At 69.3% G+C, this 25,449-nt stretch carries 22 protein-coding genes; 6 read left to right on the forward strand and 16 right to left on the reverse strand.

Going from position 1 to position 25,449, the window contains the following annotated elements; genetic code table 11:
* Positions 1-100 precede the first annotated feature (100 nt).
* From ACQHIV_RS20545 to ACQHIV_RS20595, 11 genes are all read right to left on the reverse strand, one after another.
* Positions 101-1,348 (reverse strand): lytic transglycosylase domain-containing protein, encoded by a 1,248-nt coding sequence (locus ACQHIV_RS20545; RefSeq protein WP_427896321.1) that lies wholly within the window; start codon positions 1,346-1,348, stop codon positions 101-103.
* On the reverse strand, positions 1,345-2,187 hold the full coding sequence (locus ACQHIV_RS20550; protein WP_427896323.1) for a phosphate ABC transporter ATP-binding protein: 843 nt from the start codon (positions 2,185-2,187) through the stop codon (positions 1,345-1,347). The genes ACQHIV_RS20545 and ACQHIV_RS20550 overlap by 4 nt, the downstream gene beginning before the upstream one ends.
* 32 nt (positions 2,188-2,219) lie before the next feature.
* A complete protein-coding gene (locus ACQHIV_RS20555; protein ID WP_427896324.1) occupies positions 2,220-4,946 on the reverse strand; it encodes a hypothetical protein in 2,727 nt (908 codons plus the stop codon).
* 198 nt (positions 4,947-5,144) lie between these two features.
* Positions 5,145-6,131 carry a substrate-binding domain-containing protein gene (locus ACQHIV_RS20560; protein ID WP_427896326.1) on the reverse strand — a complete coding sequence of 329 codons (987 nt, stop codon included), beginning with the start codon at positions 6,129-6,131 and terminating at the stop codon, positions 5,145-5,147.
* A gap of 159 nt (positions 6,132-6,290) precedes the next feature.
* The gene (locus tag ACQHIV_RS20565) at positions 6,291-6,818 is read right to left on the reverse strand and encodes a lytic murein transglycosylase (RefSeq protein WP_427896328.1); all 528 of its coding nucleotides are present in this window, start codon (positions 6,816-6,818) and stop codon (positions 6,291-6,293) included.
* A 227-nt stretch (positions 6,819-7,045) separates the two neighbouring features.
* Positions 7,046-8,755: a PPC domain-containing protein gene (locus ACQHIV_RS20570; RefSeq protein ID WP_427896329.1), complete on the reverse strand. Its 1,710-nt coding sequence runs from the start codon at positions 8,753-8,755 to the stop codon at positions 7,046-7,048.
* A gap of 73 nt (positions 8,756-8,828) precedes the next feature.
* A complete protein-coding gene (locus ACQHIV_RS20575) occupies positions 8,829-9,722 on the reverse strand; it encodes a sortase domain-containing protein (protein WP_427896330.1) in 894 nt (297 codons plus the stop codon).
* The gene (locus ACQHIV_RS20580) at positions 9,719-11,455 is read right to left on the reverse strand and encodes a phosphate ABC transporter substrate-binding protein PstS (RefSeq protein ID WP_427896332.1); all 1,737 of its coding nucleotides are present in this window, start codon (positions 11,453-11,455) and stop codon (positions 9,719-9,721) included. Before ACQHIV_RS20580 ends, ACQHIV_RS20575 begins: the two co-directional genes overlap by 4 nt.
* An 11-nt stretch (positions 11,456-11,466) precedes the next feature.
* The gene (gene pstA, locus ACQHIV_RS20585; RefSeq protein ID WP_427896333.1) at positions 11,467-12,534 is read right to left on the reverse strand and encodes a phosphate ABC transporter permease PstA; all 1,068 of its coding nucleotides are present in this window, start codon (positions 12,532-12,534) and stop codon (positions 11,467-11,469) included.
* On the reverse strand, positions 12,534-13,520 hold the full coding sequence (gene pstC / locus ACQHIV_RS20590) for a phosphate ABC transporter permease subunit PstC (RefSeq protein ID WP_427896335.1): 987 nt from the start codon (positions 13,518-13,520) through the stop codon (positions 12,534-12,536). The genes pstA and pstC overlap by 1 nt, the downstream gene beginning before the upstream one ends.
* A complete protein-coding gene (locus ACQHIV_RS20595; protein ID WP_427896336.1) occupies positions 13,517-13,864 on the reverse strand; it encodes a hypothetical protein in 348 nt (115 codons plus the stop codon). The genes pstC and ACQHIV_RS20595 overlap by 4 nt, the downstream gene beginning before the upstream one ends.
* 196 nt (positions 13,865-14,060) lie before the next feature.
* Here ACQHIV_RS20595 and ACQHIV_RS20600 point away from each other — a divergent pair, with 196 nt between their 5' ends.
* Complete coding sequence (locus ACQHIV_RS20600) at positions 14,061-14,882, forward strand: NAD(P)H-binding protein (protein ID WP_427896337.1); 822 nt, start codon at positions 14,061-14,063, stop codon at positions 14,880-14,882.
* On the opposite strand, the gene ACQHIV_RS20605 is transcribed toward ACQHIV_RS20600, so the two are convergent.
* From ACQHIV_RS20605 to ACQHIV_RS20615, 3 genes are read right to left on the reverse strand one after another with little or no spacing between them, the layout of a single operon-like run.
* Positions 14,871-15,350, reverse strand: coding sequence for a DinB family protein (locus ACQHIV_RS20605; RefSeq protein ID WP_427896338.1), 480 nt, complete (start codon positions 15,348-15,350; stop codon positions 14,871-14,873). The two genes, ACQHIV_RS20600 and ACQHIV_RS20605, sit on opposite strands and share 12 nt — an antisense overlap.
* Positions 15,350-15,874 carry an isochorismatase family protein gene (locus tag ACQHIV_RS20610; RefSeq protein ID WP_427896339.1) on the reverse strand — a complete coding sequence of 175 codons (525 nt, stop codon included), beginning with the start codon at positions 15,872-15,874 and terminating at the stop codon, positions 15,350-15,352. The genes ACQHIV_RS20605 and ACQHIV_RS20610 overlap by 1 nt, the downstream gene beginning before the upstream one ends.
* A complete protein-coding gene (locus ACQHIV_RS20615; protein ID WP_427896341.1) occupies positions 15,871-19,005 on the reverse strand; it encodes a DUF2961 domain-containing protein in 3,135 nt (1,044 codons plus the stop codon). The genes ACQHIV_RS20610 and ACQHIV_RS20615 overlap by 4 nt, the downstream gene beginning before the upstream one ends.
* Before the next feature lie 119 nt (positions 19,006-19,124).
* Here ACQHIV_RS20615 and gndA point away from each other — a divergent pair, with 119 nt between their 5' ends.
* Positions 19,125-20,564 (forward strand): NADP-dependent phosphogluconate dehydrogenase, encoded by a 1,440-nt coding sequence (gene gndA / locus ACQHIV_RS20620; RefSeq protein WP_427896343.1) that lies wholly within the window; start codon positions 19,125-19,127, stop codon positions 20,562-20,564.
* Here the strand turns inward: gndA and ACQHIV_RS20625 are convergent.
* Together ACQHIV_RS20625 and ACQHIV_RS20630 are read right to left on the reverse strand one after the other, a co-directional pair.
* Positions 20,492-21,877: an MFS transporter gene (locus ACQHIV_RS20625; protein ID WP_427896345.1), complete on the reverse strand. Its 1,386-nt coding sequence runs from the start codon at positions 21,875-21,877 to the stop codon at positions 20,492-20,494. The two genes, gndA and ACQHIV_RS20625, sit on opposite strands and share 73 nt — an antisense overlap.
* The gene (locus ACQHIV_RS20630; protein WP_427896347.1) at positions 21,877-22,254 is read right to left on the reverse strand and encodes a nuclear transport factor 2 family protein; all 378 of its coding nucleotides are present in this window, start codon (positions 22,252-22,254) and stop codon (positions 21,877-21,879) included. Before ACQHIV_RS20630 ends, ACQHIV_RS20625 begins: the two co-directional genes overlap by 1 nt.
* 71 nt (positions 22,255-22,325) lie before the next feature.
* Between ACQHIV_RS20630 and ACQHIV_RS20635 the strand changes: the two genes are divergently transcribed.
* The 4 genes from ACQHIV_RS20635 to ACQHIV_RS20650 all read left to right on the forward strand — a co-directional run bounded on the left by ACQHIV_RS20635 (position 22,326) and on the right by ACQHIV_RS20650 (position 25,420).
* Complete coding sequence (locus tag ACQHIV_RS20635) at positions 22,326-22,943, forward strand: TetR family transcriptional regulator (protein ID WP_427896349.1); 618 nt, start codon at positions 22,326-22,328, stop codon at positions 22,941-22,943.
* Between the two features lie 37 nt (positions 22,944-22,980).
* On the forward strand, positions 22,981-23,403 hold the full coding sequence (locus ACQHIV_RS20640; RefSeq protein WP_427896351.1) for a DUF6319 family protein: 423 nt from the start codon (positions 22,981-22,983) through the stop codon (positions 23,401-23,403).
* Positions 23,404-23,943: 540 nt separating this feature from the next.
* Entirely contained in the window at positions 23,944-24,480 is a 537-nt protein-coding gene (locus ACQHIV_RS20645; RefSeq protein WP_427896353.1) for a DUF6817 domain-containing protein, read from the forward strand.
* 10 nt (positions 24,481-24,490) lie between these two features.
* Entirely contained in the window at positions 24,491-25,420 is a 930-nt protein-coding gene (locus ACQHIV_RS20650; protein ID WP_427896354.1) for an alpha/beta fold hydrolase, read from the forward strand.
* Positions 25,421-25,449: the final 29 nt, after the last annotated feature.

Below are 25,449 nucleotides of genomic sequence, written 5' to 3' on the forward strand. Positions count from 1 at the left end.
CCTCCACCACTCACCAACCGGGCCCTCGAGCACTCCATCCGCCTCGGGATCGCCGCCAGGCAACCCAACGGTGCGCTTGGTGAGTGGGGGTGGTCCGCCTCTACGGCGTGCCGGGCGGTGCGTCTGGGGTGGAGGCGTCCGGCGGGGGTGTTGTGGCGGGGGTTGTGGTTTCGGGTGGTGTGGTGGGGTCGGGTGTTGGTGTCGGGGTGTCGGACGGGGCCGGGGTTGGGGTGTTCGGCGGGGTGGTGGGAGGCGTGGTCGGTGGCGGAGGGGTCGGGTGGGTGGTTGGCGGGGGGATGTACGGCGGCTTGGTGGTTACCGGGATGGTGGGGCGGGACGGTTGGGTGGTGTTGGTGGGGGTCGGGGTGATGACCGACGGTGGCGTGGTGGGACCCGCGGTGGGTGAGGTGGTAGTGGTGATGCCGGGGGTCGGTGGTGGGGTGGTGGGGCGGGACTTGTCGTCGACGTTGCCTTTGTCGTCGGCGCCGGGGATCTGGTCGTGGGAGTCGGGGATCGACACCGTCTGCCGGCTGTACGACTGCATCCACCGGAGCACCGTGGACACGTAGCTCATCGAGTGGTTGTACCGGAGTACGGCCTGCACCAGCTGCCGCGGATCACTGAGATCGGCGCCGCCCTGGCACAGGTAGTCCCCCGTCGCCCGCGCCGCGTCGAACACGTTGTGCGGATCGCGCACCCCGTCACCGTTGCCATCGGCACCGAACGTCGCCCACGTACCCGGAATGAACTGCATCGGCCCCACCGCCCGGTCCCACGTCGTGTTCCCGTCGTACACGCCCCGATCGGTGTCGGGGATCGCCGCCATCCCAGGCCCCCCGTTCAGCACCGGGCCGAGGATCCGGCCCCGTGTGTTGCCCTGGGCATCGACGCGGCCGCCGTCCGCGTGCGACGACTCGACCTTCCCGATCCCGGCAAGCAGCGGCCAGGTCAGGTGGCACCCCGGCATCGCCGTGGCAAGATCACGGGCGGCCTTCTGGTACGCCGCGAGCACCGTCCCCGGGATCCCCGACACATCCCCGGTGACGCCGACCGGAGGCTGCACCGCCCCGTCCGTCGTACCGGTGTCAGGTACGTCGGCCTCGCCCGGCCGAACGCTCTGCTCGGAATCGGTCGCCAACTGCCCGTCCGCCCCGACCTGCGGCAGCTCCGCCGGAAGGTCGATGAACCGCCCCGGCACCAGGCTCGCCGAGCTCACCACCAGCTGCCCGTTGAACGTACTCGCGCCCCCGGCCGCCACCAGCACCATCGCACCGAGCGGCGCCGCGCAGGCCCACGCGGCGGCGATCTTCACCCGCCAGCTGTCCCGGGCGGTCCACGGCCGGTTCATCCGAACCGTCCTTCCACGTAGTCGGCGGTGCGCTGGTCCTCGGGGCTGGAGAAGATCTGCCCGGTCGGCCCGGACTCGACGATCACGCCCGGCGTACCCTGCTCGGCCAGGAAGAACGCGCACGACTGCGACACCCGCGCCGCCTGCTGCATGTTGTGCGTGACGATCACGATCGTCACCTCCCGCCGCAGCTCGTGGATCGTCTCCTCGATCCGCCGCGTCGACGTCGGGTCCAGCGCCGAACACGGCTCGTCCATCAGCAGTACGTCGGGCCGTACGGCCAGCGACCGCGCGATGCACAAGCGCTGCTGCTGCCCGCCGGACAGCGCGCCGCCCGGGGACCCGAGCCGATCCTTGACCTCTTTCCAGAGCCCGGCCTTGGTCAGGCACTCCTCGATCAGGTGTTCCCGCTCGTCGCCGCGGACGCGGGTGCCGGTGAGCTTCAGCCCGGCGGTGGTGTTCTCCGCGATGCTCATCGCCGGGAACGGGTTCGGCTTCTGGAACACCATCCCGATCCGCTTCCGGGTGTCGGTGATCCGCCGTTCCGGCTCGTAGATGTCCTCGCCGTCCAGCAGCACCTTCCCGGCCAGCGCGGCGCTCGGCACCAGCTCGTGCATCCGGTTGAGGATCCGCAGGAACGTCGACTTCCCGCACCCGGACGGGCCGATGAGGGCGGTCACCTGCCCGGCCTCCATCTTCAGCGACACCTCGGACAGCACCTGATGCGTCCCGAACCAGGCGGCCACCCGTTCACTCTCGAGATCACTCCCACCTTCGACCGGCGGCAGTACGGCGGTCTCCTCGTCAGCAGCCGGCACCACAGGCAGTACGGACGTCATCAAGCAGGTCCTTCCGATCGGGCGGTTGCTGGTCAGTTGTTGCGGCGGCGGCCGCGACGGAACAGGCCGGACAGGTACGTCGCACCGGCGACGACGCCACGGCGTACCGGGTGGCCTGGGGTGGCGATCAGGCGGATGCCCGGGGAGGCGACGCCGGCGACGAGGCCGGCGATCAGGAACGCCGGGATGCCCCAGGACAGCCAGCCGAGCGAATCGCCTTGAGTGGTGGCCGAGACGGGCTTGATGGTGCCCTGCGCCTGCGGCTTGCCGCTCGCGGATCCGGTCGACGGCGTCGCACCGGGCGTGTTCGGGCCCGCGCTCGGCGACTCGGTCGGGTTCGGGGTGGTGCCGGTGTTGTTGTTGGTGTTCCCACCGTTGTTGTTGCCATTGGCACCGTTACCGTTGTTCCCCGTTCCGGCGCCGTTGCCTGTGTTGCTGCCCTGTCCACCGCCCGGCGCGTTCGTCGACGGGGTGCTGGTCGGGTTCGGCTTGTCCGGCACCGGGTTCTGGGTCGGCGGCGGGGGCGGCGTACCGTTCTGGGCCTCGACCGCGTCGGCGACCTTCGCCGCCTGGGTCTGCATGGGTTCGGTCAGAGCCAGGTACCCGTCGGGCAGGTTGCCCGGGTCCGACCCGTACACCTGTCCCTCGGTGGTCATCCACCGCAGCGTGTCGGCGTACCGCTTCGGCTCGGCGCCCTTCAGCGAGGTCGTCGGCACCTCGGCGTAGCTGATCATCGTGCCCGGATACCCACGGATGTCCATCTTCGTCAGGTCCGGCCGCCACATCCCCGAGCCCTTGTCGACCGTCGCACCGTCGATCCCGTACGTCAGACTCTCGGTACTCGGCTTCACGAACGCACCCTGCGCGTTCTGCAACGACGCGTACTGCAGCCCGGCCTTCTCGACCTCCGACGTCGTCGACAGAATCATCATGTGCCGAAACCCGGCCTGCTGAGCGTCGACTCTCTTGATCTGGCAGCAGGTGTTGTTGCTCAGCACAGTCGGTGCCTGGTTCAACGGCCAGGCCGTCATCGCGGCGTCAGCCCCGCGTGCCCAGGAGTCGATCGTCTGTGCCCCGAGTTCCTGCGGTGACTCCCCTGCCCAGCCCACCGACAGACCTGGAACGTCCGGGATCGCCCAGCCGTCGTTGAGCTGGTAGTCACTACGCGGCAGTGGCCAGCTGCGGTACGTCTTGTTGACCGTCGTACCCCAGGGATCCGGCTTGCCCTGCAGGAACGCTCGCGCCGAGGGGTCGGACCAGATCCATCGGGTCAGCGCCAGCATCACGTCGGTGTTCGCCACCGGAAGAGCGAGCTGCGTGCCGACGCTGTCCGAGAGGCCTGCCCACTGCGCGGCCTGTGGATTCACTTGCACGAACTCCGGGTCCGTGAGCAGGTTCGCCGGGTTCGTCGGCGCATTCGGGTTGGGCGGCTTCCCGTTGCTGTCCGCGCGATACATCCCCGGATAGGACTGGGTCAGCAGCTTCGCGACCAGGCGCTGGTTCAGCTTGATGTCCGGTACCGTTCCGCCGCCTGCCGCCTCGTTCCGCTCCCAGTTGTAACCGATCGCGAACCCCGAGATCCCGATCGGCGCGTAGGCCGGCTTGCGCGCCGCCTCCGGATCCTCGGCCGACGACGGCTCGGACACCACGGCCGCATCGGCGGCGTACCCGGACGTGGCGATGGGGTCGGACTGACCGAACTGGCGGCGCGAGTCGGGCTCCCAGCCACGGATGTAGTCGAGACCTTCCGGGCTGGACTTCTGGCAGCGGACCGGCAGCCAGCTCCGCATCGCCTCGGCCATCAGCTCCGACCCCAGGAAGCCGGCTGAGTCGGACCTCTGGTCACACGTCGTCGCGGTCGGCGCGAACGACAGTTTGAAGACGTACCGCTCGTACCAGTTCGCCAGCAACGGCCAGTACCCCGGCGCCCTGTTGGCACCGTTCTTGGCAAGGTTTGCGCACTGCTTGGCCTTCGCCTCCGGGTAGTCGGTCGAGGCGGCGCGGCAGGCCCGGTCCTTCACCGGTACGACGACGATCGAGCAGGGGCTGGTGCCGGAGCAGCCCAGGTTCGGGTTCTCGGCCTTGGTGTTCACCCAGGTCTGCGCCTGGCCGGTACCGCCCGCGAGCGTGATGCCGATCCGCTGGTTGGCAGTTCCAGGTGTGTAGTCATCGACATACGATTTGCCGCCGCCATCTTTCTGGCCGAGCCCGTGAACGACGAAGGCACCGGCCCAGATCGGATCCGAATTCGGCCATGGGTCGGCGTTGTAAGTGCCATCAGCCTTCTTGAAGGGAATCCTGTACTGCTGACCCGTGGGCAGCGAGCGGTAGGCCTTCCATTGCGACGGCTCGGCCGGAAGGTAGTGGTCGCCCCAGAACGCGCTGAACGGATCGCCGGTCGTCTGACTGGCGACCCAGCAGTCCTCCCGCGACGGGTTCGTGCCGCGGCACTGCATCACCATGACCGCATTCCGGAGGTTGACGATGTCGCTGACGCCGGTGCTGCCCTCGGACGGCTGCATGCCGGTCCACGAGACGGTCACCATCTGCCGGGTGAGGTTGGCGGTCCGGGACACCGTGACGGTGCTCGAGCCGCGGGTCAGGGTGGTCGCCGAGACCGACGGCTCGGCGACGACGGGGTTGTCCTGCGGGACGGTCTCGTCCTGCGGCGCGGCAGCGGCGAACGAGCCCGACAAGGCGAACAGGAACGCGGCGGCGACCAGCGCGGTCACGCGCCGGCGAGGGCGAATCGGCCTCACGACCAAGAACCTCCAGGAATGACGGCGGGCGGGCCGTCCCGGGCGAACACGAAGAATGTCGTCGTACCAACGATTCCCGCCCCCCGGAGCACGAAGTTCGCCAGCACGTTAACTGGACATGAATGCGGTACAGGCCGTAAAACCAGGAACGGGCAGGCAGGGAACTCCCCCCCACCCGCCCGTCACCGGTTCAACGGATCAGAAGGTTCCGCAGTCGGAGACCTCGAAGAAGCCGTTGGCCTTGATCACGTCGCCGGCCGTGGTGGTGGCCGGGTCGTTGTCGGACGGCTGGCAGATGAACGGCGTACCGCCGGTCGAGGAGAAGCCGAAGCCGTCGCCGAACAGGTCGGCCAGGTAGCCCGGAACGACGTCGCCCGGGGCCTTCACGACCTGGTACAGGTTGCGGTCGTAACCGGTCGTCGACGCATCAGAGATACCGCCCTCGACGGTGCCGGCCTTCTGGTCGGCCGAGAGCAGGCTGTAGCGGCCGTCGGAGACCGGCGCGATCGAACCGGCAGTCGTCTTCACCAGGGCCGGGTCGTGCTCCTGGACGTCGGTGCCGCCGACATTGTCCTTGACGCAGTTCGGCAGCGGCGAGTTCGGGATACCCACCAGGCCCGCCCAGGTCGCGCGGGTACCGGAGTTGATCTGCGGGATCAGCGGCACGATCGGCAGGTTCGGGCCGCCGAGCTGGCTCCAGTTGGTGGTCTGGCAGTTGTAGATGCTGGTCAGCTGGGCGTCGGTCAGCGAGGTGACTCCGGTGACGCCGCTGTTGGCCATCCAGCGCAGGTGATCCTGCGCGAACTTCAGGAACCGCGAGTCGGCGCAGTCGCTCGAACCCTTGCCACGCGAGGCGCGGGCGGCGTCGATGTCGGTCCGGCCGCACAGCGCGTTCACGCCGGCGCCCGAGCCGTTCGGGCGGTCGATGGTGACGCCGGGGCGGATCTGGATCTGGGCGGAGCCGGTCGCGTCGAAGCTCGCGATCCGGCGGGTCGGGTTGCTGCTGTTGTACAGGTTGGCCAGGTCGGCCAGCACGAACTCGGTGGTGTCCGAGCCGACCACCACGACGTCGTCGTTGTCCGGGGTGAAGTTCGGCTCGGCGGCGGCCGAGAGGGCGGTGGTGGCGACCACGGCGAGCGCGGCGGTGGCGATCGCGGTGGCACGGGCGGTGCGGATGAAACGCATCTCGGGAATTTCCTTCCTTACTGCGTTCTGACGCGGGTCTGCTTGACCCGCGGTCACCGTGTCCGACGGTGACGGCTCCAATTCATCGGGTCAATGCCGACAACTCCCGGCTATTCGGTGAACCGGACATGATGCTGCGGCCAGCCGGAAACGCATTCGTCATCCGAGACTGTCCCGTGCGTATTCGTTCGAGCGGTCCAGAACCCTTTGCGCGTATTCGCCCGACCGGTTGTACGCCGTGATCGCGGTCCACCAGCCCGCGCCGGTCCGCATGGTCGTCGTGGACGCGCACAGATACCGCGCCGCGGTCGCCGCCGCGTCGTCCAGGTCGTCCGGACGCGCGGTGCCGTCGCCGTCGGCGTCCACACCCCAACGCCGCCAGGTGCTCGGCAGGAACTGCATCGGCCCGACGGCACGGTCCCAGACCCGGTCGCGGTCGTACTGACCGTCGTCGGTGTCCGGAATCGCTTGTACGCCGGGACTCCCGTCGAGGGGTGGTCCAACGATGGCCGGCGTACTCGTCCCGTCGTCGCCGACGACCGCGCCGCGGAACGAGCCGTGCGCGGACTCGACCGCGCCGATCGCGGCGAGCGTCACCCAGCTCACGCCGCAGGACGGTGGGGCGGACTGTTCCCCGAGTGCGTACGCCGCGAGTACGCGCGGGGCGATCGGGATGCGCAGGCTCATCCGCGTGGCCCACGCGCGATATCGGCCGGCCAGGCCCCACGGGTCGGAGGCTGCCGGCGCACCGGGTTCAGTCGGAGGCCTGGCGGCCGTCGGCGGGGCGGCGGGCGGGGTGCCTCCGGAGACGACCAGTGGTCCGTCCGTGGCGCGCCCGGAGGGTGAGCGCGCCACGGTGGTCGCCACGGCCGTGATCAGCAAGAGTGCTGCCGCGGCCGTGGCGAGTTTCGCTTTCAGTTGCACGGCTCCGTGAGGCCCCAGGCCGCGACGTTCAGGGTGTCCTGGGTGCCGGTGAGGCCGAGGGCCGGGTTGTACGCGTCCTTGCCGAAGTCCACGTCGACGTCGTCGGCGGTGCCACCGATCCCGTCCGCGCCGACGCCGTACAGGCCGGGGAAGTTGCCGTCGGCATCCATCAGGTTCGCGGCCGGGCTCGCCGGGTCGGTGTCGTAGGCGCCGGCCAGGTGGCCGAGCTCGCGGGACACCAGGTTGCCGATCGCCTGGCCGACGAACGCGACCCGGTTGCTGTCCGCGGTCAGGTACCGGTTGAGGCTGACCACACCGCCCGCGGCGCTGATCCGGTCGAGCTGTACGAGCGCGGTCTCCTCCTGGGCGAAGTTGCCCGGGTCGATCGACTCCGCCGACCCGATCCGGCCGATGCCGGACTGTGCCGTACCGCCGCCGATCACGATGCGCGAAACGCCCGTACTGCCGAAGGTGTCGGCGTCGTCCCGGCTGTTCCGGATCCGTACGTCGACGTTCGGGTTGCTGCTGCGAGCCTTCAGGTCGGACTTCACGTTCTCGGTGACGACGGCAACGACCTTGTCGATCACCGCCGACTCGTCGGCGTCCGTGAGACCCCAGTTCGGCAGGTACGCCGCCAGCCCGGACAGCTGCTTGACCCCGGATCCGCCGAGCGGCGTGGTGTCGACCTGGCCGCCGTCGAAGTCCAGGAAGAACGTCTGCGGAGCGGCCGCCGACTCGGTTCCCGGCCGGAAGGCGCCGAGCGACAGGTCGTACGGGCCGAAGCCGTCGGTCACCGACACCGAGTACCAGCCGGACCGGTCGGCGACGTACGCGAAGTCGACCGCGCCGCGCGGCAGCGGTGACGAGGCCGGCAGCTTCGTGCTGGTGACCAGGCCGGAGCTCACCGCGGCTGTCCCGTCCGGCTTCACCACCGTCAGCCGCTTGCCACCGGTCGCGAGGCTGCCGCCGAGTACGTCGCCCTTCGCGAGCTGGACGGCGTAGAAGTCCTTGTCGACCGGGGCCGAGGCGATCAGCAGCTGGTACGCACCGGTGTCGGCGCCACCGTGGCCGCTGCCCGAGTCGTGCGGATCCGCGGGCAGGCTGCCGGCCGCGCTCTCGCCGGCGACCACCGCGTAGTACTCCCCGGTGGCGGTCAGTGTGTAGGTGAGCTTGCCGGCCAGGCCGCCGCCGCTGTTGTCGTCGGAGGCGAGCAGTACGCCGGACCCGTCGTACAGGCCGACCACGGTGTTGGTGCTGGCGGCCGAGCCGGTGGTGCTGACGGTCACGGTCTGCCCCGCCGTACCGGAGAGCTTGTAGAAGTCGATGTCGCCGGTCTTGTCGCCGAGGTTGCCGTGCGGGCCGTCGCCGAGCTGCCCGGATGCGGTGATCGCGTTGGCCCCGGACCCGATCCCGGTCGCGGTCGCGAGGTCGATCGAACCGTTGTCCTCGGCACCGGTCGTGAGGGTGACCGGCGTCGGGGAGAGCGTGCCGTGCACGGTCGCGGTGGACTGCTGCCAGCCGGCGGTCCCCAGCGCGTAGAGCCGCTGGGCGGCGGCCGGGCTGTCGTTGCGGCCGACGGCGGTGGCCGGCTCGGACTCGGTGTACGAGAGTCCGGCGGCCGAGGCGGCCGGTACCCAGATGAGCGAGGCGAAGGTGACCGCCGATACGGCGACCAGCCCGCGGCGAATCATCGAATTCATGACGCATTTCCTCCCAGAAAGCTCCACAGCCGCCGGCGGAATTGCCTGCGGCCCACCGCTCCCCCGAGCCATTTCAGATCAGGTTCGGCAACATTCCCGCCACCAGTTCGAAGATCCGCCAGACCAGCGCGAGCAGGATCGGCGCGCCGACCAGGTACGACTCCCAGCGGCCGATCCGGCTGCGGAACCAGATCACGCCGGCGCCGGCCGCGAGCAACGCCTCGAGCCAGAGCACCAGCGGCCAGATCGCGGACAGGTCGTCCCCGAACGCCTTCTGGCTGCCGGGTACCTGCGCGCGGCCGCCCGGGTCGGGCTGCACCTGACCGTCGGCGAGGTCCGCGTCGACGTACACCGTTGTGCTCGGCAACAGCTTGCCCTCGGCCGTGACCAGGGTCAGCCGGGAGGTACCGTCGGCGGGCGCCGCCGGCAGCGGATCGCCGCCCCGGCGGATGCCGATCACCCGGTAGGAGAAGGTGCCCTGGCCGGTGACGACCTGGAACTGGGTGCCGACGTTGAGCCTCGGCACACTCCGGAACGGCGCGCCGAAGGTCAGCCCGCGTCCGTAGATCACCGAGATGCCGGCCTGGCCCGGCAGCACCGTGTCGGACCGGTGGCCGGGCCCGTCGCGAAGGATCGCGCCCGTGGTCCCTTCCTTGATCACCTGCCGCAACTGCAGACCCGGTACGTCGAGCACCGCGACCGGATCCCCCGGCGTGATGCCGGGACCCAGCGGGGCGGTCGCTTCGGCGAGTTCGCCGCGGATCTTGTCGTAGGCCACGTCCTGCGCACGGTTGAACTGGAGCGCCCCGAGCAGCGTCACGTAGACCAGGAAGCTCAGGATGCCGAGCGCGAACAGCCGCAGCGCGTCCGCGGTGAGCTGTGGGCGCAGGTTCAGCTCGGCCTCGACACGGGCCTTGACCTTCGCCGGAGCGGTCCGCAGCGCGGGCGCCGTACCGATTGCCGTCACTTGCCTGCCCGCTTCTGCTGCAGGTAGCGGGAGACGAGCGTCGGGACGAGCAGGATCAGCAGGACCTCGACCGCGGTCAGGATGCCGAGGTTGCGGAGCATGCTGCCGCCGCCGCGGTTGCCGTTCAGCTCGGTGACGCTGCCGGTCGGCGTGTACGTGTTGTTGTTGCCCGAGGCATTGACCACCTGACCGGTCTCCGGATCGATCGACTGCCCGGACGTCGGGCCGCCGCTGGGCAGGACCGCGCCGGGCGTGGTGCTCGTCGTACCGGCTCCCGGCTGGTTCGGGTTGCCGGTGTTTTGATTCCCGGTGTTGTTGTTGGAGCCGTTGTTGTTGGTCCCATTGTTGTTCGACCCCGTGTTGTTGTTGGACCCGGTGTTGTTCCCGCCGTTGTTGTTGCCGGTGTTGTTGTTCGACCCGTTGTTGTTGCCCCCGTTGTTCCCCGGCTTGTTCGGCTGGTTCGGGCCGGTCGGGCACTGGCCGTTGACGGAAGGGCCGGCGCCGTCCTTGTCGCACGGCAGCGGCTGCGGCGCCTGCTCGGCGAGCAGGTTGCGGCTGAGGTTCTTGCCGTCGAACGTCGGGTTGCCGCACTTCTTGATGTCGGTCGCCGACGACGGGCTGCCCGGAACCTTCGCCACCTGGCTGAAGGCGGCCTGCACCAGGTTCAGTGGCAGCGGCGAGTACCCCAGCGCCTGGGCCTTCTGCTGACCTTGGCAGAGGAAGTACGACGCGAAGTCGGCGAGCGTCTGGCCCTTGTCCGCACTCAGATTCGTGGTCGGCAGGATCATGTACGAGTACGACGACAGCGGGTAGGTCCGCGGATCCGGGTTGTTGTAGACCCCGGTGAGCTTCTGGGTCAGGTACAGCGGCCCGGGCTTGGTCTCGATCTGTGCCTTGGTCAGCGCAACCGCGGTGTTGAACGCGGTCGGCGCCGTGTAGTAGCCGTTGCTGTTCTTGACCTTGACCACCGGGTAGTTCTTGCCCAGCGCGTACGAGTACTCGACGTACCCGATCGCGCCGTCGGCGTAGCTCGCGGAGATGTACCCGGCCATCTGGCTCGAGCCGCCCTGGGACTTCACCCCGGGGAAGTTCGTCGTCGGATAGTACGACGTCTGTCCGCACTTGCGGCCCTGCGTCGACTGGCAGAAGCCGTCCCAGAGCGCCTTGTACTGGGTCGCCATCCAGAGCGTGAACTGCGCCGTCGTACCGGAGCCGTCCGAGCGCACCACCGGGATGATCTTCTTGCTCGGCAGCACCTTGCCGTTGTTGTCCCTGGTGATCTGCGCGTCGTTCCAGTTGGTGATCTTGCCGGTGAAGATCTTCGTGATCGTGTCGCCGGACAGCCGCAGGTCCTTGTACAGCTGGCCGCCGACCCTGATCTGGTACATGAACGACGTACCGCCGGCGACGATCGGCATGTACGCGTACGGCCGGTTCGAGGTGTCGTTGGCACCGGTCAGCGGATCGGTGCCCTGGTACGGGATCTCGCTGATCGCGAAGTCCACCAGGTTGAACGCGAAGTCCTGCCGGCCGCGGGACGATCCGCCGCCGCCGTACTCGACCCGCATGCCGCGCGGTTCGACGTCCCGGATCCACTGGTCCAGGGCGTTCTGCGACCAGGTGGACCCCGTCCCGTAGATCGGCACGTACGCCGTACTCCGCGCGCCGGCCGGCAGTGCGGCGAACGCGCAGGACAGCAGCAGGGCGAGCACGAAGGCGCTGAGCCGTCGCATCAGGGATCCTCTCATCGGGTTCCGGACCGGCCACGGGCGGCGATCCAGCGGGAGAACACGAACAGCAGCAGGACCAGGACGAGCAGCAGCGCCGCGGCACCGAACGCGCGGCTGATGTAGTTGCCCTCGGGCGACTGCGACATCTTGAAGGTGAACAGCGGCAGCGAGACCATCGGCCCGGAGAACGGGTTCAGGTTCATGTACGTCGTGAAGCCCGCGGTCAGCAGCACCGGCGACGTCTCGCCGACGCCCCGCGCCGTACCGAGGACGAGCGCGGTCGCGAGACCGGGGCGGGCCGTGGGCAGCACCACCGACCAGACCGTGCGCCACTGGGTCGCGCCGAGGGCGAGCGACGCCTCCCGCAACCCGCTCGGGACGAGCCGCAGGACGACCTCCGACGAGCGCGCGATGATCGGCAGCATCATCACCGAGATCGCCATCGCGGCGACGAAGCCGGACAGCCGGAACCCGAGCCCGATCAGCAGGACGACGTACGCGAACAAACCGGCCACGATCGACGGCAGCGCGGTCATCGCCTCGACCACCGAACGGACCAGGCGCGAGCCGCGGCCGCCGATCTCGGTCAGGTAGACCGCGCAGAGGATGCCGAGCGGCAGCGTGACCGCGATCGCCATCGAGATCTGGATCACCGTACCGGCCAGAGCGTGCAGGGCGCCGCCGGTGGTGAGCGGTTCGAGGGGTCCCGCCGTCCGCAGGTCCTGGGTGAAGAAGTTCTTGTGCACCAGGGACTTCGAGCCGCGGGCGAGCGTGTAGCCGATGACGGTCGCGAGCGCGAAGCCGACCAGGCTCGCGGCGCTGTGGGCGAGCAGTACGGCGAGCCGGTCGGCAAGTGCCACGCGGCCGCGGCGCAGGCCGGTCAGCAGCAGGTAGAGGGCCGTGAACGACAGCCACCAGCACACGACGAAGCCGAGCGTTCCCTCGGTGGGCAGGATCCGGCTGTAGAGCACCCAGGTCAGCGACAGGCCGGCGACGGCGGCACCGAACAGGCACGCGCGGTCCTCGACGTCGACGACCCGCAGCTTGCGGCGTTCGGGTTCCGGCAGGGCGGCAGTAGTCATCAGATCTCCGTTCCGGCGCCGCTGCGGCTGCGGGCGACCACGAAGCCCGCGATCAGGTTGACGATCAGCGTGATCACGAACAGCACCAGGCCGGCCGCCATCAGCGCGTTCAGCTGGGAGCCCGAGGCCTCGCCGTACCGGAGCGCGATCATCGACGAGATCGTGATCGATCCGGACTGCACCACGTGCCAGTTGATCTCGAACAACGGCGACACGATCATCACCACCGCGATCGTCTCGCCGAGCGCGCGGCCGAGGCCGAGCATCGTGCCGCCGATGATGCCGCCGCGGCCGAACGGCAGCACGACCGCCTGGACCACGCCCCAACTGGTCGACCCCAGCGCCAGCGCGGCCTCGCGTTCGCCCTGCGGGGTCTGGTCGAACACCTCGCGCATCACCGCGCAGGCGATCGGCATCACCATCATCGCGACCACGATCCCGGCGATGAAGGCCGAGGACGCGTACGTCGCGCCGTCGAAGACCGCCGCCCGCGGGTCGGTGTCGACCTTGAAGACCGGGATCCAGCCGAACCAGGTGGTGATCCACCTCGACAGGTGGATGACCCACGGCTGCAGCAGGAAGAACCCCCACAGCCCGTAGACGATCGACGGCACCGCGACCATCAGGTCGACCACGGCGACGAGCGTCTTCTTCAGCCCGCGCGGCGCCCATTCGCTGATGTACAGCGCGGTCCCGAGCGCGAGCGGGAACGCGATCAGGATCGCGATCGTCGCGATCACCACGGTCCCGAACAGCACCGCGGCGACGCCGATCCGGTTCGCCTCCGGGTTCCAGGCCTGCTCGGTGAAGAACTTCCAGCCGTAGCGCTGCAGGGTCGGCTTCGCCTGGTAGGCGAGGAAGACGCCGATGCCGCCGGTGATCAGCAGCACCAGCCCGCCGCCACTTCGGGCGATCACCCGGAACGCGAAGTCGGACGGGGACAACGACGACCGGAGCCGTCTCGGGGTGAGGGTCTGTTCGCTCACTGCTCCGGCTCTCGCTGGACGATGACTGGGGACAGGTACGCCGTCGTGACGACGGCGTGCTCAACCGCTTGCGTGAATCGATGGAAAGCACGCCGCGCGTCGATCCGGCGGGCGAACACGACCGGGCACTGGACGTCGGTCCCGTCGGCGGTGATCTCCCACCGCCAGCGGCCGTCCGGATCCCGGCGCAGCGTCGGCTCGGCCTCCCGGGCCAGCCGGCGGACGGCAGCCAGCACCTCGAGCGGGGACCGGAGGTCGCCACGGCCGATCGCCAACGGGCGGTTGTTCCCGGACAGCAGCCGCCAGATCCGGTCGCCACCTCGTGGGTCCTCGAGGAACTGCATGCGCACCCCCACCGATTTCCTCCAACCTCTCCCCCAGCGCGGTCGGTATGGAGCGTCACCAGATGCGGACAACGCGTAGTGAACTAGACCGAAGCGGGACATGAACACGATCGATAACGGATCGACATTCCGCTGTAATGTACGGACAAAAGATTCCTGCTATTACCGGTCCGGCTTTTTGTGTCAGGGTTGGGCAATGACGATCCTGATTACGGGCGCGACCGGAAACGCCGGCGGCGCGGTGGCGCGATCGCTGGCCGCACAGGGCATCCCGGGCCGCGGGTTGGTCCGGACCACGACACAGCTCCCGCCCGGGATCGAGCCGGTGACGGGCGACCTCAACCGGCCGGAATCCTTCGCCGGCGCATTAGCCGGGGCCACCGGGATTTTCCTGCTCAGCGGTTACGAACGGCTCGCCGAATTACTCGCGAACGCGGTGCGGGCCGGGGTCCGGAAGGTCGTCGTACTGTCCAGCAGCTCGCTCGACGGCGAGCTGACGAACGCGGTCGCGGCGTACCACCACGCCACCGAGGAGGCCGTCCGGGCGTCCGGGCTGGCGTGGACGTTCCTGCGGCCGAACTCGTTCATGTCGAACACGCTGCGCTGGCGCGACCAGCTCCGCGCGGGCGACGAGATCCGCGTGCAGTTCCCCGGCGTACCGGTGTCGACGATCCATCCGCTCGACATCGGGGACGTCGCGGTCCGGGCGCTGCACGGGGCGCACGATTCGGAGGTACTGCGGCTCACCGGGCCGGTCGCGCTGACGCCGGTCGAGCAGGTCGCGGTCCTCGCGGAGGGCCTCGGCCGGCCGTTGACGGCGTACCCGATGAGTCGTGCGGAGACGCACGCGGAGCTGCGGGCCACGATGCCCGGGCCGTACGCCGCCGCGATCGAGTCGTTCTTCGGCGACGGCACGATCGACGAGACCTCGGTGACCACGACCGTTGCCGACGTCACCGGTCACCCGGGCCGCACGTTGCAGGAATGGGTGCGGGAGAACGGTCGGCTATTCGGCTAGGAGTTGTTCGCGCAGGATGTCGGCGTGGCCGCGGTGCTGGGCGAACTCGCGCAGGACCTGCAGGTACACCCAGCGGAGGGTGCGCGGGCCTCTCGGGTGCCCGGTGACGACCGTGTCCAGCGGCAAGCCGGCGGCGATCTCCCGCGCGGTCGCGCACGCCTGCTGGTGCGCGGCCGTCAGCGACGCGATCGTCTCGTCGTCGGCCAGCCGGAACGAGCCGTCCGGGTTCTGCCCCATCCCGAGCTCCCGCCGAGACTTGCCGCCGACGCACTCCTCGAACCACACCCGCTGCATCCACGTGAGGTGCTTCAGCAGCCCGAGCAGCGTCGTCGCCGACGGCACCAGCCGGCGGCGGACCTGCTCCTCGGTCAGCCCGTCCAGCGTCGCCTCGATCGCACTGCGATGCTCCTCGAGGAACGCCTCCAGCTGGGTCCGTTCGTCGTCCAGCAGTACGTCGAACGAACTCATCAGACTCCCAACGCTTCCAGATACTCCGCCGCGGTACAGGTGCTGCCCAACCGGGGGAAAGCGTAGCTGACCGCGAAAGCGTGCGCGTCGCCGTCGAGACCGGTCATCGCGTCGGTGAGGAAGACTGTCTCGTAGCCGAGGTCGGACGCCGCGCGCCCGGTCGACTCGACGCCGAAGTTCGTGGCGATCCCGGCCAGGACGACGTTCGCGATGCCGCGGGACTGGAGCTCGGCGTCGAGCGCCGTCCGGCCGAAGGCGCCGATCGTGCGTTTCACGATCTCCAGGTCACCCGGCCGCGGCTCGGCGCCGGGCGCGAAGCCGCTGCCGTCGGGCTGGACCTCGACGCCCGGGCGTTCGACCCGGACGTTCACCACCAGCCCGCCGGCTTCCCGGGTCGCCGCGGCCAGCGCCACGGACCGTTCCAGTACGTCGGGACCGCTCAGCGGCGCGGTCTCCAACCCGACGATCCGTGGCATCAGGTCGATCAGGACGAGCGCGGTACGGCGTCCTTCCAAAGGGTTCACGCGCCGAGCTTAAGGTTGAGCACGTCGACCCCGGCGAGGTAGCCGATAGCTGCCGCGTTCTTGCCGGTAACTGTCACGGTGAACTGGTGCGTGCCCGCGTTCAGCTGAACGGTGCCGAAGTCAACGGTCTGCGTACCGACACCCGAGGCCTGGTACCCGTCGAACGACACCGGACTGCCGCCGTCCACCTGGACGTCGACGGTGGCGTAGTCCGCGGCCTTCGTCAGTACGGTCGACAACTGGTAGCTGCCGGTCGTCGGGACGGTGAACGCGAACACGGCCTTGTCGCCGGCCTTCGCCCCGTGGATCCACGCCTGCGCGCCGCCCGACCAGCTGACGCCACAACAGTTCCCCTGCGGGTCAACGGCAACCGTCGAGGACACGGGCGGCAGCATCGACTCGCCTTCGACCCGCAAGGTCCGCCCGCTGGTCCCAGCTACAGCGGCCGACTTGACCCCCACATTCCCCGCCAGATCAACAGCCGCCACCCGATAGCTCCAGCTCTCACCCAGTCCTAGGCCTCGGTGCAGGAAGCCGGGTAGCGGACTCGTCCCCAGCAACTTCTCGGTCCCGCCTGCCTTCGTCCCGTACACGGTGTAGTACGCGATCCCACTCTCGTCCGGCACGTCCGACCACGTCACGTTGATCGCGTTGTCGGGTCGGCCGGTGGCGGTGAGCCCGGAGACGGCCGCTGGGGCTTTGTGGTCGGCGTACGGCTGGGTGAGGGACTGGACGACGTACGACGACGCCGTCCACGCCGGGCCGGTGGGTCGGAGTTCGATGTCCAGGTGGTCGCGGCCGGCCGTGAGTGCTGCCGGGAGCTGGTAGTTGTCGTCGAGCCAACGTTGGTGGGTGTTGCCGAGCGGTTGCAGCCAGGTGCCCGAATCCTTGCCGTTGACAAGCACCTGTACTGATTGCCCAGGACTGCTCTGGTCACTGGTTCGGCGCAGGGTGACGCCGCGGTTGGCTGGGTCCGTGTGGACGGTGAAGTGGATCGGTTGGGTGGTGGAGCGGACCTGGTCGGTGAGGGTGATGTCGTCGTGGTCGCCTTCGTAGACCGAGGTGAGGTCGGCTTGCGTGGCGTTGTCGGTGTAAGCGTGCTGATCGCGGCTTGTGGCGGAGCCTACGTCGATGCGGTCGGTCTCGCGGGCGCCGAAGCCGGCGGCCTTGTAGAGGAACGCGGTCGAGCCGTAGATCGCCGGATGGTCGTCCTGCTGACCGTGTTCGATGCCGAAGTCGAGCTGGTTCTCGAACGCGACCGAGTCGGTGATGTGCAGCCGCCACGCGCCGTCGCACTCGTTCGTGCAGAACCCGGCCCGGACCTCGTGCGCGGAGTTCCCGTGGAACGGCGTCGAGTACGTGCCCGCGTTGAAGTACCAGCCGGACTCGTAGAAGTCCTCGGTCCCGGTGCCGTGGATGGCCGGCGTCCGCTCGCCGTCGGCGTACACCCGCTCGTCACCCTCGAGGTACCCGCGGGTGTTGCCGTCGGCAAGCAAACCCTCCATGGTCTGCGAGACGCCGACGAACTTCCCGCGGCCGGCCACGTCCGCGAACGTCCAGTCGCTGCCCTGGGTGGTCTCGCCGCGCTTCGAGATCGCGGTGAAGTACCCGATCTTCCCGGTCGCCAGCTCGGCCGCCTTGCTCCCGTCGCGTGCGGCGGTCACCTCGGCCTGGCCCTTCAGCGGGTACGCCGTCGGGTTCACCAGCGTCACGGTCGCGCGGGCGGCGTACGGCATCGGCCACCAGGAGGAGTACCAGCCGTTCGGGTCCATCGCGAAGAAGAGCGCGCGGACCGGGTTCTCGCCTAGGCCGGAGCCGAAGAACTCGCCGAGCGGGGCGTCGACGCGCAGCTGGCCGTCGATCGTGACCTGGACGCGGACGCCGGCGAGCAGCGTGTCGGAGGGCTTCACGCGGGCCGCGTCGGCGTCGGTCGCGGCGTACGTCATCGCGTGCTCGCCGCTCCAGTTCTGCTGGGTGATCGTGTAGTTGTGGGCCTGCTCGTCGGCGACGTGGTTGGGGCCGACGTCCAGCTTGTCGCCGGAGTCCACCCAGTAGGCGAACTCGTTGAAGTCCAGGTCGGACGAGACGAACTGGTTGGTGATCGTGATCTGCGACTTGCCCGCGGTCAGCGCGGCCGGCAGGTCGACGGTCTGGTCGTACCACTGCGCGCCCTGTGCCTTCAGCGGCGCCCACTCTCCGGCCGGTGCGCCGTCGACGAGGATCTTCGCGCGCTGGTTGCCGATCCGGAGGTCCATCCGCCGGGTCAGCCTCACGCCGGTGTTGTTCGGGTCGATCTTCATCGTGAACGAGCTGCCGCCGAGGAACGCCCGGCCGTCGTCCGCGAGGCTCTTCAGGTCCAGGCCGACGATGTCGGGCAGCTTCAGCCGGAGCGCGCTCAGCTCACCGGGACCGTACGTGTCGGCCAGTGTCACTTGCTTGCCCGGGGCAAGGTTCAGCGGGGTGGCGGTGGCCCGCGCGCCGGGCTGGGCCGGCTTCGGGTCCTTCGTGCCGGCGGCGTTCAGCAGGCTGAGGACGTCCGCGGCCTTGTCGGTCGGGTCGAACGTCCGGATGCCGTTCGCGTCCGGGAACTGGCGGTAGTCGACGTGGTAGAAGAGCGGGTTGTTCTGGGTGGTGATCCGCATCGAGGACCGGTACGGCATCGGCACCCGGATGTACACACCGCCGCTGGACTGCACGCCGTTCGCGACCAGCGGGTAGCTGAACGGGGCGCCGAGCTTGCCGTCGACGATGTCCTGCAGCGAACCGTGCAGCACCTGCTTCCCGTCCAGCTCGACCGTGATCGTCCCGGTCTTCGTCACGTTGCCGTCGTCGCGGGTGAACCAGATCGACGCGACCTCGCCGGCGCCGCTCGCCTCGGCGATCACGCAGCCGGCGGACGTCGTACGCAGGCAGGAGTAGGTGCCGTCGAAGCCGTCGTTGTTGGTGCCGTCGCGGCCGAAGCTGGAGAACTGCTTGGTGCGGACGCCGGTCTGCAGCTCGGGCAACCGGTCCAGATTCCGGTACACGTCCCAGCCGACCGGGCCGTTGTCGTTTCCCGGTGGAGCTGCCGACGCGGTGGTGGGCAAGGCCAGCAGTGCGCAGGCGATGAGGGCGATGGCACGACGGAGCATGGGCGGGTTCCTTCGTGATGGGAAATCGATTTCTGAGATGTTTACCACCGATGTTTCCCGATGAGAAGGCCTCAGGCAGACTGGACCCCGCACACAACTTCAGACTTGCGGGAGATTCGATGAGCTCTGCCAAAGCCCAGATCGGCGTCACCGGCCTCGCGGTGATGGGCCGGAACCTGGCCCGGAACCTCGCGCGCAACGGGTTCCGTGTCGCCCTGCACAACCGGTCCCAGGCGCGGACCGACTCGCTGGTCGCGGAGTTCGGCTCCGAGGGCGAGTTCGTCCCGTCCACCGACCTGGCCGGCTTCGTCGAGTCGCTGGAGCCGCCGCGCCGGGTGATCGTGATGGTCAAGGCCGGCGCCCCGACCGACGCGGTCATCGACGAACTGGTGCCGCTGCTCGACGAGGGCGACATCGTCGTCGACGCCGGCAACGCGCACTTCCTGGACACCCGGCGGCGCGAGGCCGCGCTCAAGGAGAAGGGGCTGCACTTCGTCGGCTCCGGCGTCTCCGGCGGCGAGGAGGGCGCGCTGAACGGCCCGAGCATCATGCCCGGCGGCTCCCCCGAGTCGTACGCCGCGCTCGAGCCGATGCTGACCAAGATCTCCGCCCACGTGAACGGCGAGCCGTGCTGCGTGCACGTCGGCCCGGACGGCGCCGGCCACTTCGTCAAGATGCTGCACAACGGCATCGAGTACGCCGACATGCAGCTGATCGCGGAGGCGTACGACCTGCTCCGGCACGTGCTCGGGCTGTCCCCGGCCGAGCTCGCGGACGTGTTCCGGGACTGGAACACCGGCGACCTCGAGTCGTTCCTGATCGAGATCACCGCCGAGGTGCTGAGCCAGACCGACCCGGCCACCGGCGGCCCGTTCGTGGACGTCGTCCTCGACCAGGCCGAACAGAAGGGCACCGGCCGCTGGACGGTCCAGTCCGCGCTCGACCTGGGCATCCCGGTCAGTGGCATGGCCGAGGCCGTCTTCGCCCGCTCGCTGTCGGGTGACGTCGTACGGCGGGAAGCGGCCGCCGGCGTCCTGCCCGGGCCGGGTGACGTGAAGGCCGATGTCGATCGGGACCAGTTCATCGAGGACGTGCGGCACGCGCTGTACTCGTCGAAGCTGGTCGCGTACGCGCAGGGCTTCGACGCGATCCGGGCCGCCAGCGACGAGTACGGCTGGGACATCGACCTCGGCGCGATGGCGAAGATCTGGCGCGGCGGGTGCATCATCCGGGCCCGGTTCCTGGACCGGATCAAGGAGGCGTACGACCGGAACCCGGAGCTGCCGTCGCTGCTCGTCGACGACTACTTCCGGGACGCGGTCGGCAGCGGCCAGGAGGCGTGGCGCCGGGTGGTCGCGACCGCGGCCACGGTCGGCGTACCGGCTCCCGGCTTCTCCGCGGCACTGTCGTACTACGACGGCCTGCGGGCGGAGCGCCTCCCGGCCGCGCTGATCCAGGGTCTGCGCGACTTGTTCGGCGCGCACACCTACAAGCGCATCGACCGGGAGGGCAGCTTCCACCTGGAGTGGTCGGGCGACCGTTCCGAGAGCACCCAGTAGACGACGACCGCAGCAACACACAGGAAGGCCGCAGCGCCACGGCTGGCCACGTTGAACCCGTGACCGGCCGCGACGGTGCTGAGCAACGCAGTACCGAGTGATGCACCAACCTGTTGCGACGTCATCACCATGGCGCCGGCTACCGCACTGTCGGAGCCGGCGCCGAGGGTGGCGGTGCTGTTGGCGGTCACCAGCACCCAGCCGGTCCCAAGACCGACCAGCAGGAACACGGGCATCACATGGAGCCAGTAACTGCTGTCTGGTTGCAGCCACCCCAAGAGCGCGAGCCCTGCTGCGATGGTGAGCAGGCCGGGGCAGATGAGCGCTCTTACGCTGGCTTTCGCAAGCAGCCGACTCACCGCGCGTACGCCGACCATCAGGCCGACTGTCAACGGCAGGAAGCTCAGCCCGGCCTTGATCGGTGAGTAGTGGCGGACGGTCTGCAGGTAGAACGTCAGGAAGAACAACGCGGCGAACATGCCGATGGCCAGGCTGAACACGGCCAGGTACGAGCCGCCGCGCTTGCGGTCTTGTAGGACCCTCAGTGGCAACAGCGGGTTGCTCACCCGAGCCTGCACTGCCAAGAACGCCGCCAGCAGGGCAACGCCCGCGTCTAGCGACGCGTAGGTCACCTGTGCGCCCCAGCCGTCCGACTCCGCTCGGGCGAACCCGAACACGACGGCCATCAGTCCCGCGGTCGCCAGCAGTGCACCCAGTACGTCGACACGCACTCCGCTGGTGCGTGGCGCCGGGCGGACGGCGTACAGGATGCCTGCCGCCGCCAGAACGGCGATCGGGACGTTCACGTACATGGACCACCGCCAGTCCAGGTACTGCGTGAGCACGCCGCCGGCCAGGACGCCCAGGCCCGAGGCGCTGCCCATGACCGCGCCGTAGATGCCGAACGCCTTGCCACGCTCGGCCGGCAGCGGGAACGAGGCCGCCAGCGTGGCGAGCACAGCCGGGGTCAGGAGCGCGCCGAAGACGCCCTGCAACGCTCGTCCGGCCAGGAGCATGGATCCGCTCGTGGCGGCGCCGCCCAGCGCGGAAGCGGCCGCGAAACCGGTCAGTCCGATCAGGAGCGCTCGCCGCCGGCCGATCAGGTCGCTCATCCGGCCCCCGAGCAGCAGGAACCCGCCGTACCCGAGCGCGAACAGCGTGATCACCCACTGCCGTGCCGGGTCCGACATCCCCAGGTCCTGCTGCATCGACGGCAGCGCGATGTTCACGATCGTCAGGTCGATCCCGACCATCAACTGAGCGGCCGCAACCGCCCCCAACGCCCACCACCGGCGCGTGCCGGCCTGCGTCATCAGAACATTCCGTTCGGATTCGCGGAGGCGTCCGGGACGGGCTGCATGACGTCCCAGTGCTCGACGATCCGGCCGTTCGCGTCCAGCCGGAAGATGTCGACGATCGCGGTCGCCGGCTGCCCGGGCACCCGGACGCCGCGGACGTGCGCGATCACGTGGTCGCCGTCGGCGAAGATCCGCCTGACCTCCGCCGTCAGCTCCGGGAAGTCCCGGCGGAGCGTGCCGACGAACTCCTCGAACCCCTCGATCCCGTCCGCGATCCGCGGGTTGTGCTGCACGTAGTGGTCGCCGAGCAGCTCGGCGGCGGCGTGGAAGTCCTTCTGGTTCAGGCCCACCTCGTAGAAGTCGAGGACGGTCTGCTTGTTGCGTTCGCTCATCGTCGATCCTTAAGTGAACAGCTGTAGTGCTACGACTGTAGGGCAACGTGCGTTGCAATACAATCGGATTCATGGACGGTGCGACGACGCGGAGCCGGAACCGGCGTGGGCAGGGTGAGCTGCTGCGGCGCGAGATCATCGACGCGGCGCTGCGGATGCTGAACGAGCTCGGCGACGACGAGGCACTGTCGCTGCGGGCGGTCGCCCGTGAGGTCGGGATCGCGGCAACGTCGGTCTACATCCACTTCGCCGACCGCGACGAGCTGGTGTTCTCGGCGCTCGAGCGGAGCACCGTCGACCTGCTGCGCGACCTCGAACAGGCCGAGGACAGCGCCGGCGAGGATCCGGTACGGCGGCTACGCGCGCGGCTGCTGTTCCTCGGCAGCTGGACGCGGGAGTACGCCGGGCTCTACAAGGTGCTGCACGAGAGCACCCTGAACCGGCGCATGCACCTGATCTTCAAGGAGGAGCTGTCGGTCCGCGCGATCGCCGCCGTCCAGGCGTGCATGGACGCGGGACTCGCGCCGGCGGACGACGCGGCGGCCGTGGCGCTCGACCTGCGCTCGGCGGTGCACGGAGCGGTGTCGATCCGGATCAACGAGCCGGAGGCCTCGTTGCCGCCACTGGACGAGCAGGTCGATCGCTTCCTTCGCAAGCTGGTTGGCGTGCCTGTCGAACATATGTTCTAATAGGCGTCCAGCCAGTCAGAAGGAGATCGCCGCAACGATGACTGTAGACACCTTTGCAGTAGAAGCGCCCTCGGACCTCGCCGACACTCCCGAGATTGCCGAGACTCCGGTCGAGACCCCCGTCGAAACCGCCGAGATCACCGAGGCGCCGAAGCCGAGGAAGGCTCCGGCGAAGAAGGCGGCCGGCAAGAAGACCAAGACCATCGAGCTCACGCTGACCGTCACCGGTACGGCCGACGGCGAGTGGCACGCCGAGCTCAAGCAGGGCACGACGTACCTGGCGCGTGACCTGGCCGTCGCCGCGGCCGCGGTGTCGCGGGCCGCCAAGGAGCTGCACGAGGACCTGTCGACCCCGATCGACGAGGTGATCGAGGAGGCCCGCTCGCAGCAGGCCGCCAAGGTCGCCGCGCTCGAGGCGGAGCTCGAGGCGGCCCGCAAGGCCCTCGCCGACCTGGACTGACCTCAGCACCCTCCCGACAAGAAGACTCCCCGTGGTAGTCACCTTCCCTGACCACTACGGGGGATGCTGGGTACAGGACCCGTCCGCAACTGTGTGAGGTGGTTGCGGGCGGGTTCTGGGACCACTTACCGGGCCTGGGGTGGTCAGCACGCTCCGTAGGTTCGTCTCGGGCTGGCGACGCGCTTGAGCCCGGACGTGCGGACGCGGCGTTCCTGTAGCCGCAGATCGGGGACGACTCGCAGGCGATACGCCCGAGGAGCGCCTGCACCGGGAGCGTGTTCTCGACCCACTCGGCGCGGCTCCTGGTCGCGGCCGGTCACGGCTGCTGGATCGCGTCCGCGTCCGCGGCACGCGGCGAACCTGATGCTCCTCGAGCGGACCCGTCGTACCCTCGCTCCTTGCCGACGGCAACGACTGGGGAACGGGGCATGAACACGGTGTGACCGGAACGGCACGCCGAAGTGGTGGGCAGGGCGCGGGCGGAGGCCTTACCGTAGGTGACCTGCGGGATTTGGCCGCTCCGGGGTGAGAAGGGGTCAGATGGGCACTCTCGAGGACCTGGGTTCGCTGCTGCTGGTGCGCGGCGCCGACGAGCTCGACCATGCGGGCGGCACGCTGTACGTGCACCTGCACCGGGTTGCCAAGCGCCTCGGGTCGCTCGGCGCCTCCGACACGCTGGCGCTGGCCGGGCTGGCGCACGCGGCGTACGGCACCGACGGCTACCCGACACACCTGTTCGACTGGCAGACCGAGCGGCCGGTGCTGGAGTCCGTGATCGGCCCGGAGGCCGAGGCGATCGTCTATCGGTACGGCGCCTGCGACCGGGAGACGACCTGGCGGGACCTCGCCGAGCACCGCACGGTCACCGACCGTTTCACCGGCACGTCGGAGGAGCTCGGCGCCGCGGACCTGCGGGACTTCGTCGACCTGACCATCGTCAACGAGCTCGACGTCCTCGACAACGACGCGAAACGCGCCGTGACGCTGCGCCCCTTCCTCCAGGAACAACTCCCCCGCTGGCAGTCCCTGGCCTCCCCCACGGTATTCGCCGAGGCCGGACGGATCGTGCACCTGTAACACTGGGGCGGTGAAACGGTTCCTGTGGCGGGGGTTTCTGGGACTCCTGGGGCTCTGGCTGATCGTCACCGTCGCGTCGTTCGGCTACAACTTCGCCACCAACGGAACGGCCGCGCCTCCGCCTGGGCTGAAGTACGTCGAGGCCGGCGGCATCAACACCCGGTACGAGACCTGGGGTACGTCGGGCTCGCCCGTGGTGCTCGTCCACGGTGCCGCGGAGTCCGTCGACACGTGGTCACGACTGGTGCCGCTGCTCGCGAAGACCCACCGCGTGTACGCGTACGACATCACCGGCTACGGGTACTCCGAGCGCAAGGCGCCGTACACGATCGAGCATCTCGCGGGGCAGCTGCTCGGGTTCCTGGACGCGATGCACCTCGGCGGGCCCGGTGAGCCGCGGCCGATCCTGGTCGGGCACTCGCTCGGCGCCGGGGTCGCGGCCGAGGCGACGCTGGAGGCGCCGGGCCGGGTCGGCGGGATCATGTTCCTGGACGGCGACGGCCTGCCGCTGCCGGGCGGGAAGGCAGGACCGCCACGCTGGCTGATCATCCCGCCGTACCGGACGTCGCTCTTCCGGCTGGTGCTCGACCAGGGCTGGCTGTTGCAGAAGATCTACAACAGCGTCTGCTCCCCGAACTGCCCGCGGATGGACGTCGACGAGTGGACCCGTCCGTTCCGGCAGCCCGGTGCCGAGCAGGCCGTCTGGCAGATGACCGCGAACGGGATCCCCGCGGTCGCGCCCGACCGGCTGGCCAAGCTGAAGGACCTGAAGCTCCCCAAGTCGGTGGTGTTCGGCGCGAACGACACCAACGGCGGCAACGCGGCCGAGACCGCGACCCGGATCGGCGCACCCGCCCCGACGCTGATCCCGAACGCGAACCATCTGACGCCGATTTCCGACCCGGAACAGGTCGCGGCGGCGATCGACGCACTTCGCTGACGGCAGATTCCTGGAAATCCCGGCGCTGC

It is taken from the genome of Kribbella polygonati (genome assembly GCF_050320105.1).
Taxonomy (GTDB): Bacteria; Actinomycetota; Actinomycetes; order Propionibacteriales; family Kribbellaceae; genus Kribbella.

Coding starts and splice junctions, on each gene's coding strand:
- ACQHIV_RS20625 (WP_427896345.1), bottom strand. CDS start 21,877: ATGACGCAGGCCGGCACGCGCCGGTGGTGGGCGTTGGGGGCGGTTGCG.
- ACQHIV_RS20645 (WP_427896353.1), top strand. CDS start 23,944: ATGGGCACTCTCGAGGACCTGGGTTCGCTGCTGCTGGTGCGCGGCGCC.
- gndA (WP_427896343.1), top strand. CDS start 19,125: ATGAGCTCTGCCAAAGCCCAGATCGGCGTCACCGGCCTCGCGGTGATG.
- ACQHIV_RS20580 (WP_427896332.1), bottom strand. CDS start 11,455: ATGCGACGGCTCAGCGCCTTCGTGCTCGCCCTGCTGCTGTCCTGCGCG.
- ACQHIV_RS20545 (WP_427896321.1), bottom strand. CDS start 1,348: ATGAACCGGCCGTGGACCGCCCGGGACAGCTGGCGGGTGAAGATCGCC.
- ACQHIV_RS20565 (WP_427896328.1), bottom strand. CDS start 6,818: ATGAGCCTGCGCATCCCGATCGCCCCGCGCGTACTCGCGGCGTACGCA.
- ACQHIV_RS20600 (WP_427896337.1), top strand. CDS start 14,061: ATGACGATCCTGATTACGGGCGCGACCGGAAACGCCGGCGGCGCGGTG.
- ACQHIV_RS20560 (WP_427896326.1), bottom strand. CDS start 6,131: ATGCGTTTCATCCGCACCGCCCGTGCCACCGCGATCGCCACCGCCGCG.
- ACQHIV_RS20570 (WP_427896329.1), bottom strand. CDS start 8,755: ATGAATTCGATGATTCGCCGCGGGCTGGTCGCCGTATCGGCGGTCACC.
- ACQHIV_RS20550 (WP_427896323.1), bottom strand. CDS start 2,187: ATGACGTCCGTACTGCCTGTGGTGCCGGCTGCTGACGAGGAGACCGCC.
- ACQHIV_RS20630 (WP_427896347.1), bottom strand. CDS start 22,254: ATGAGCGAACGCAACAAGCAGACCGTCCTCGACTTCTACGAGGTGGGC.
- pstA (WP_427896333.1), bottom strand. CDS start 12,534: ATGACTACTGCCGCCCTGCCGGAACCCGAACGCCGCAAGCTGCGGGTC.
- ACQHIV_RS20605 (WP_427896338.1), bottom strand. CDS start 15,350: ATGAGTTCGTTCGACGTACTGCTGGACGACGAACGGACCCAGCTGGAG.
- ACQHIV_RS20615 (WP_427896341.1), bottom strand. CDS start 19,005: ATGCTCCGTCGTGCCATCGCCCTCATCGCCTGCGCACTGCTGGCCTTG.
- ACQHIV_RS20635 (WP_427896349.1), top strand. CDS start 22,326: ATGGACGGTGCGACGACGCGGAGCCGGAACCGGCGTGGGCAGGGTGAG.
- ACQHIV_RS20640 (WP_427896351.1), top strand. CDS start 22,981: ATGACTGTAGACACCTTTGCAGTAGAAGCGCCCTCGGACCTCGCCGAC.
- ACQHIV_RS20595 (WP_427896336.1), bottom strand. CDS start 13,864: ATGCAGTTCCTCGAGGACCCACGAGGTGGCGACCGGATCTGGCGGCTG.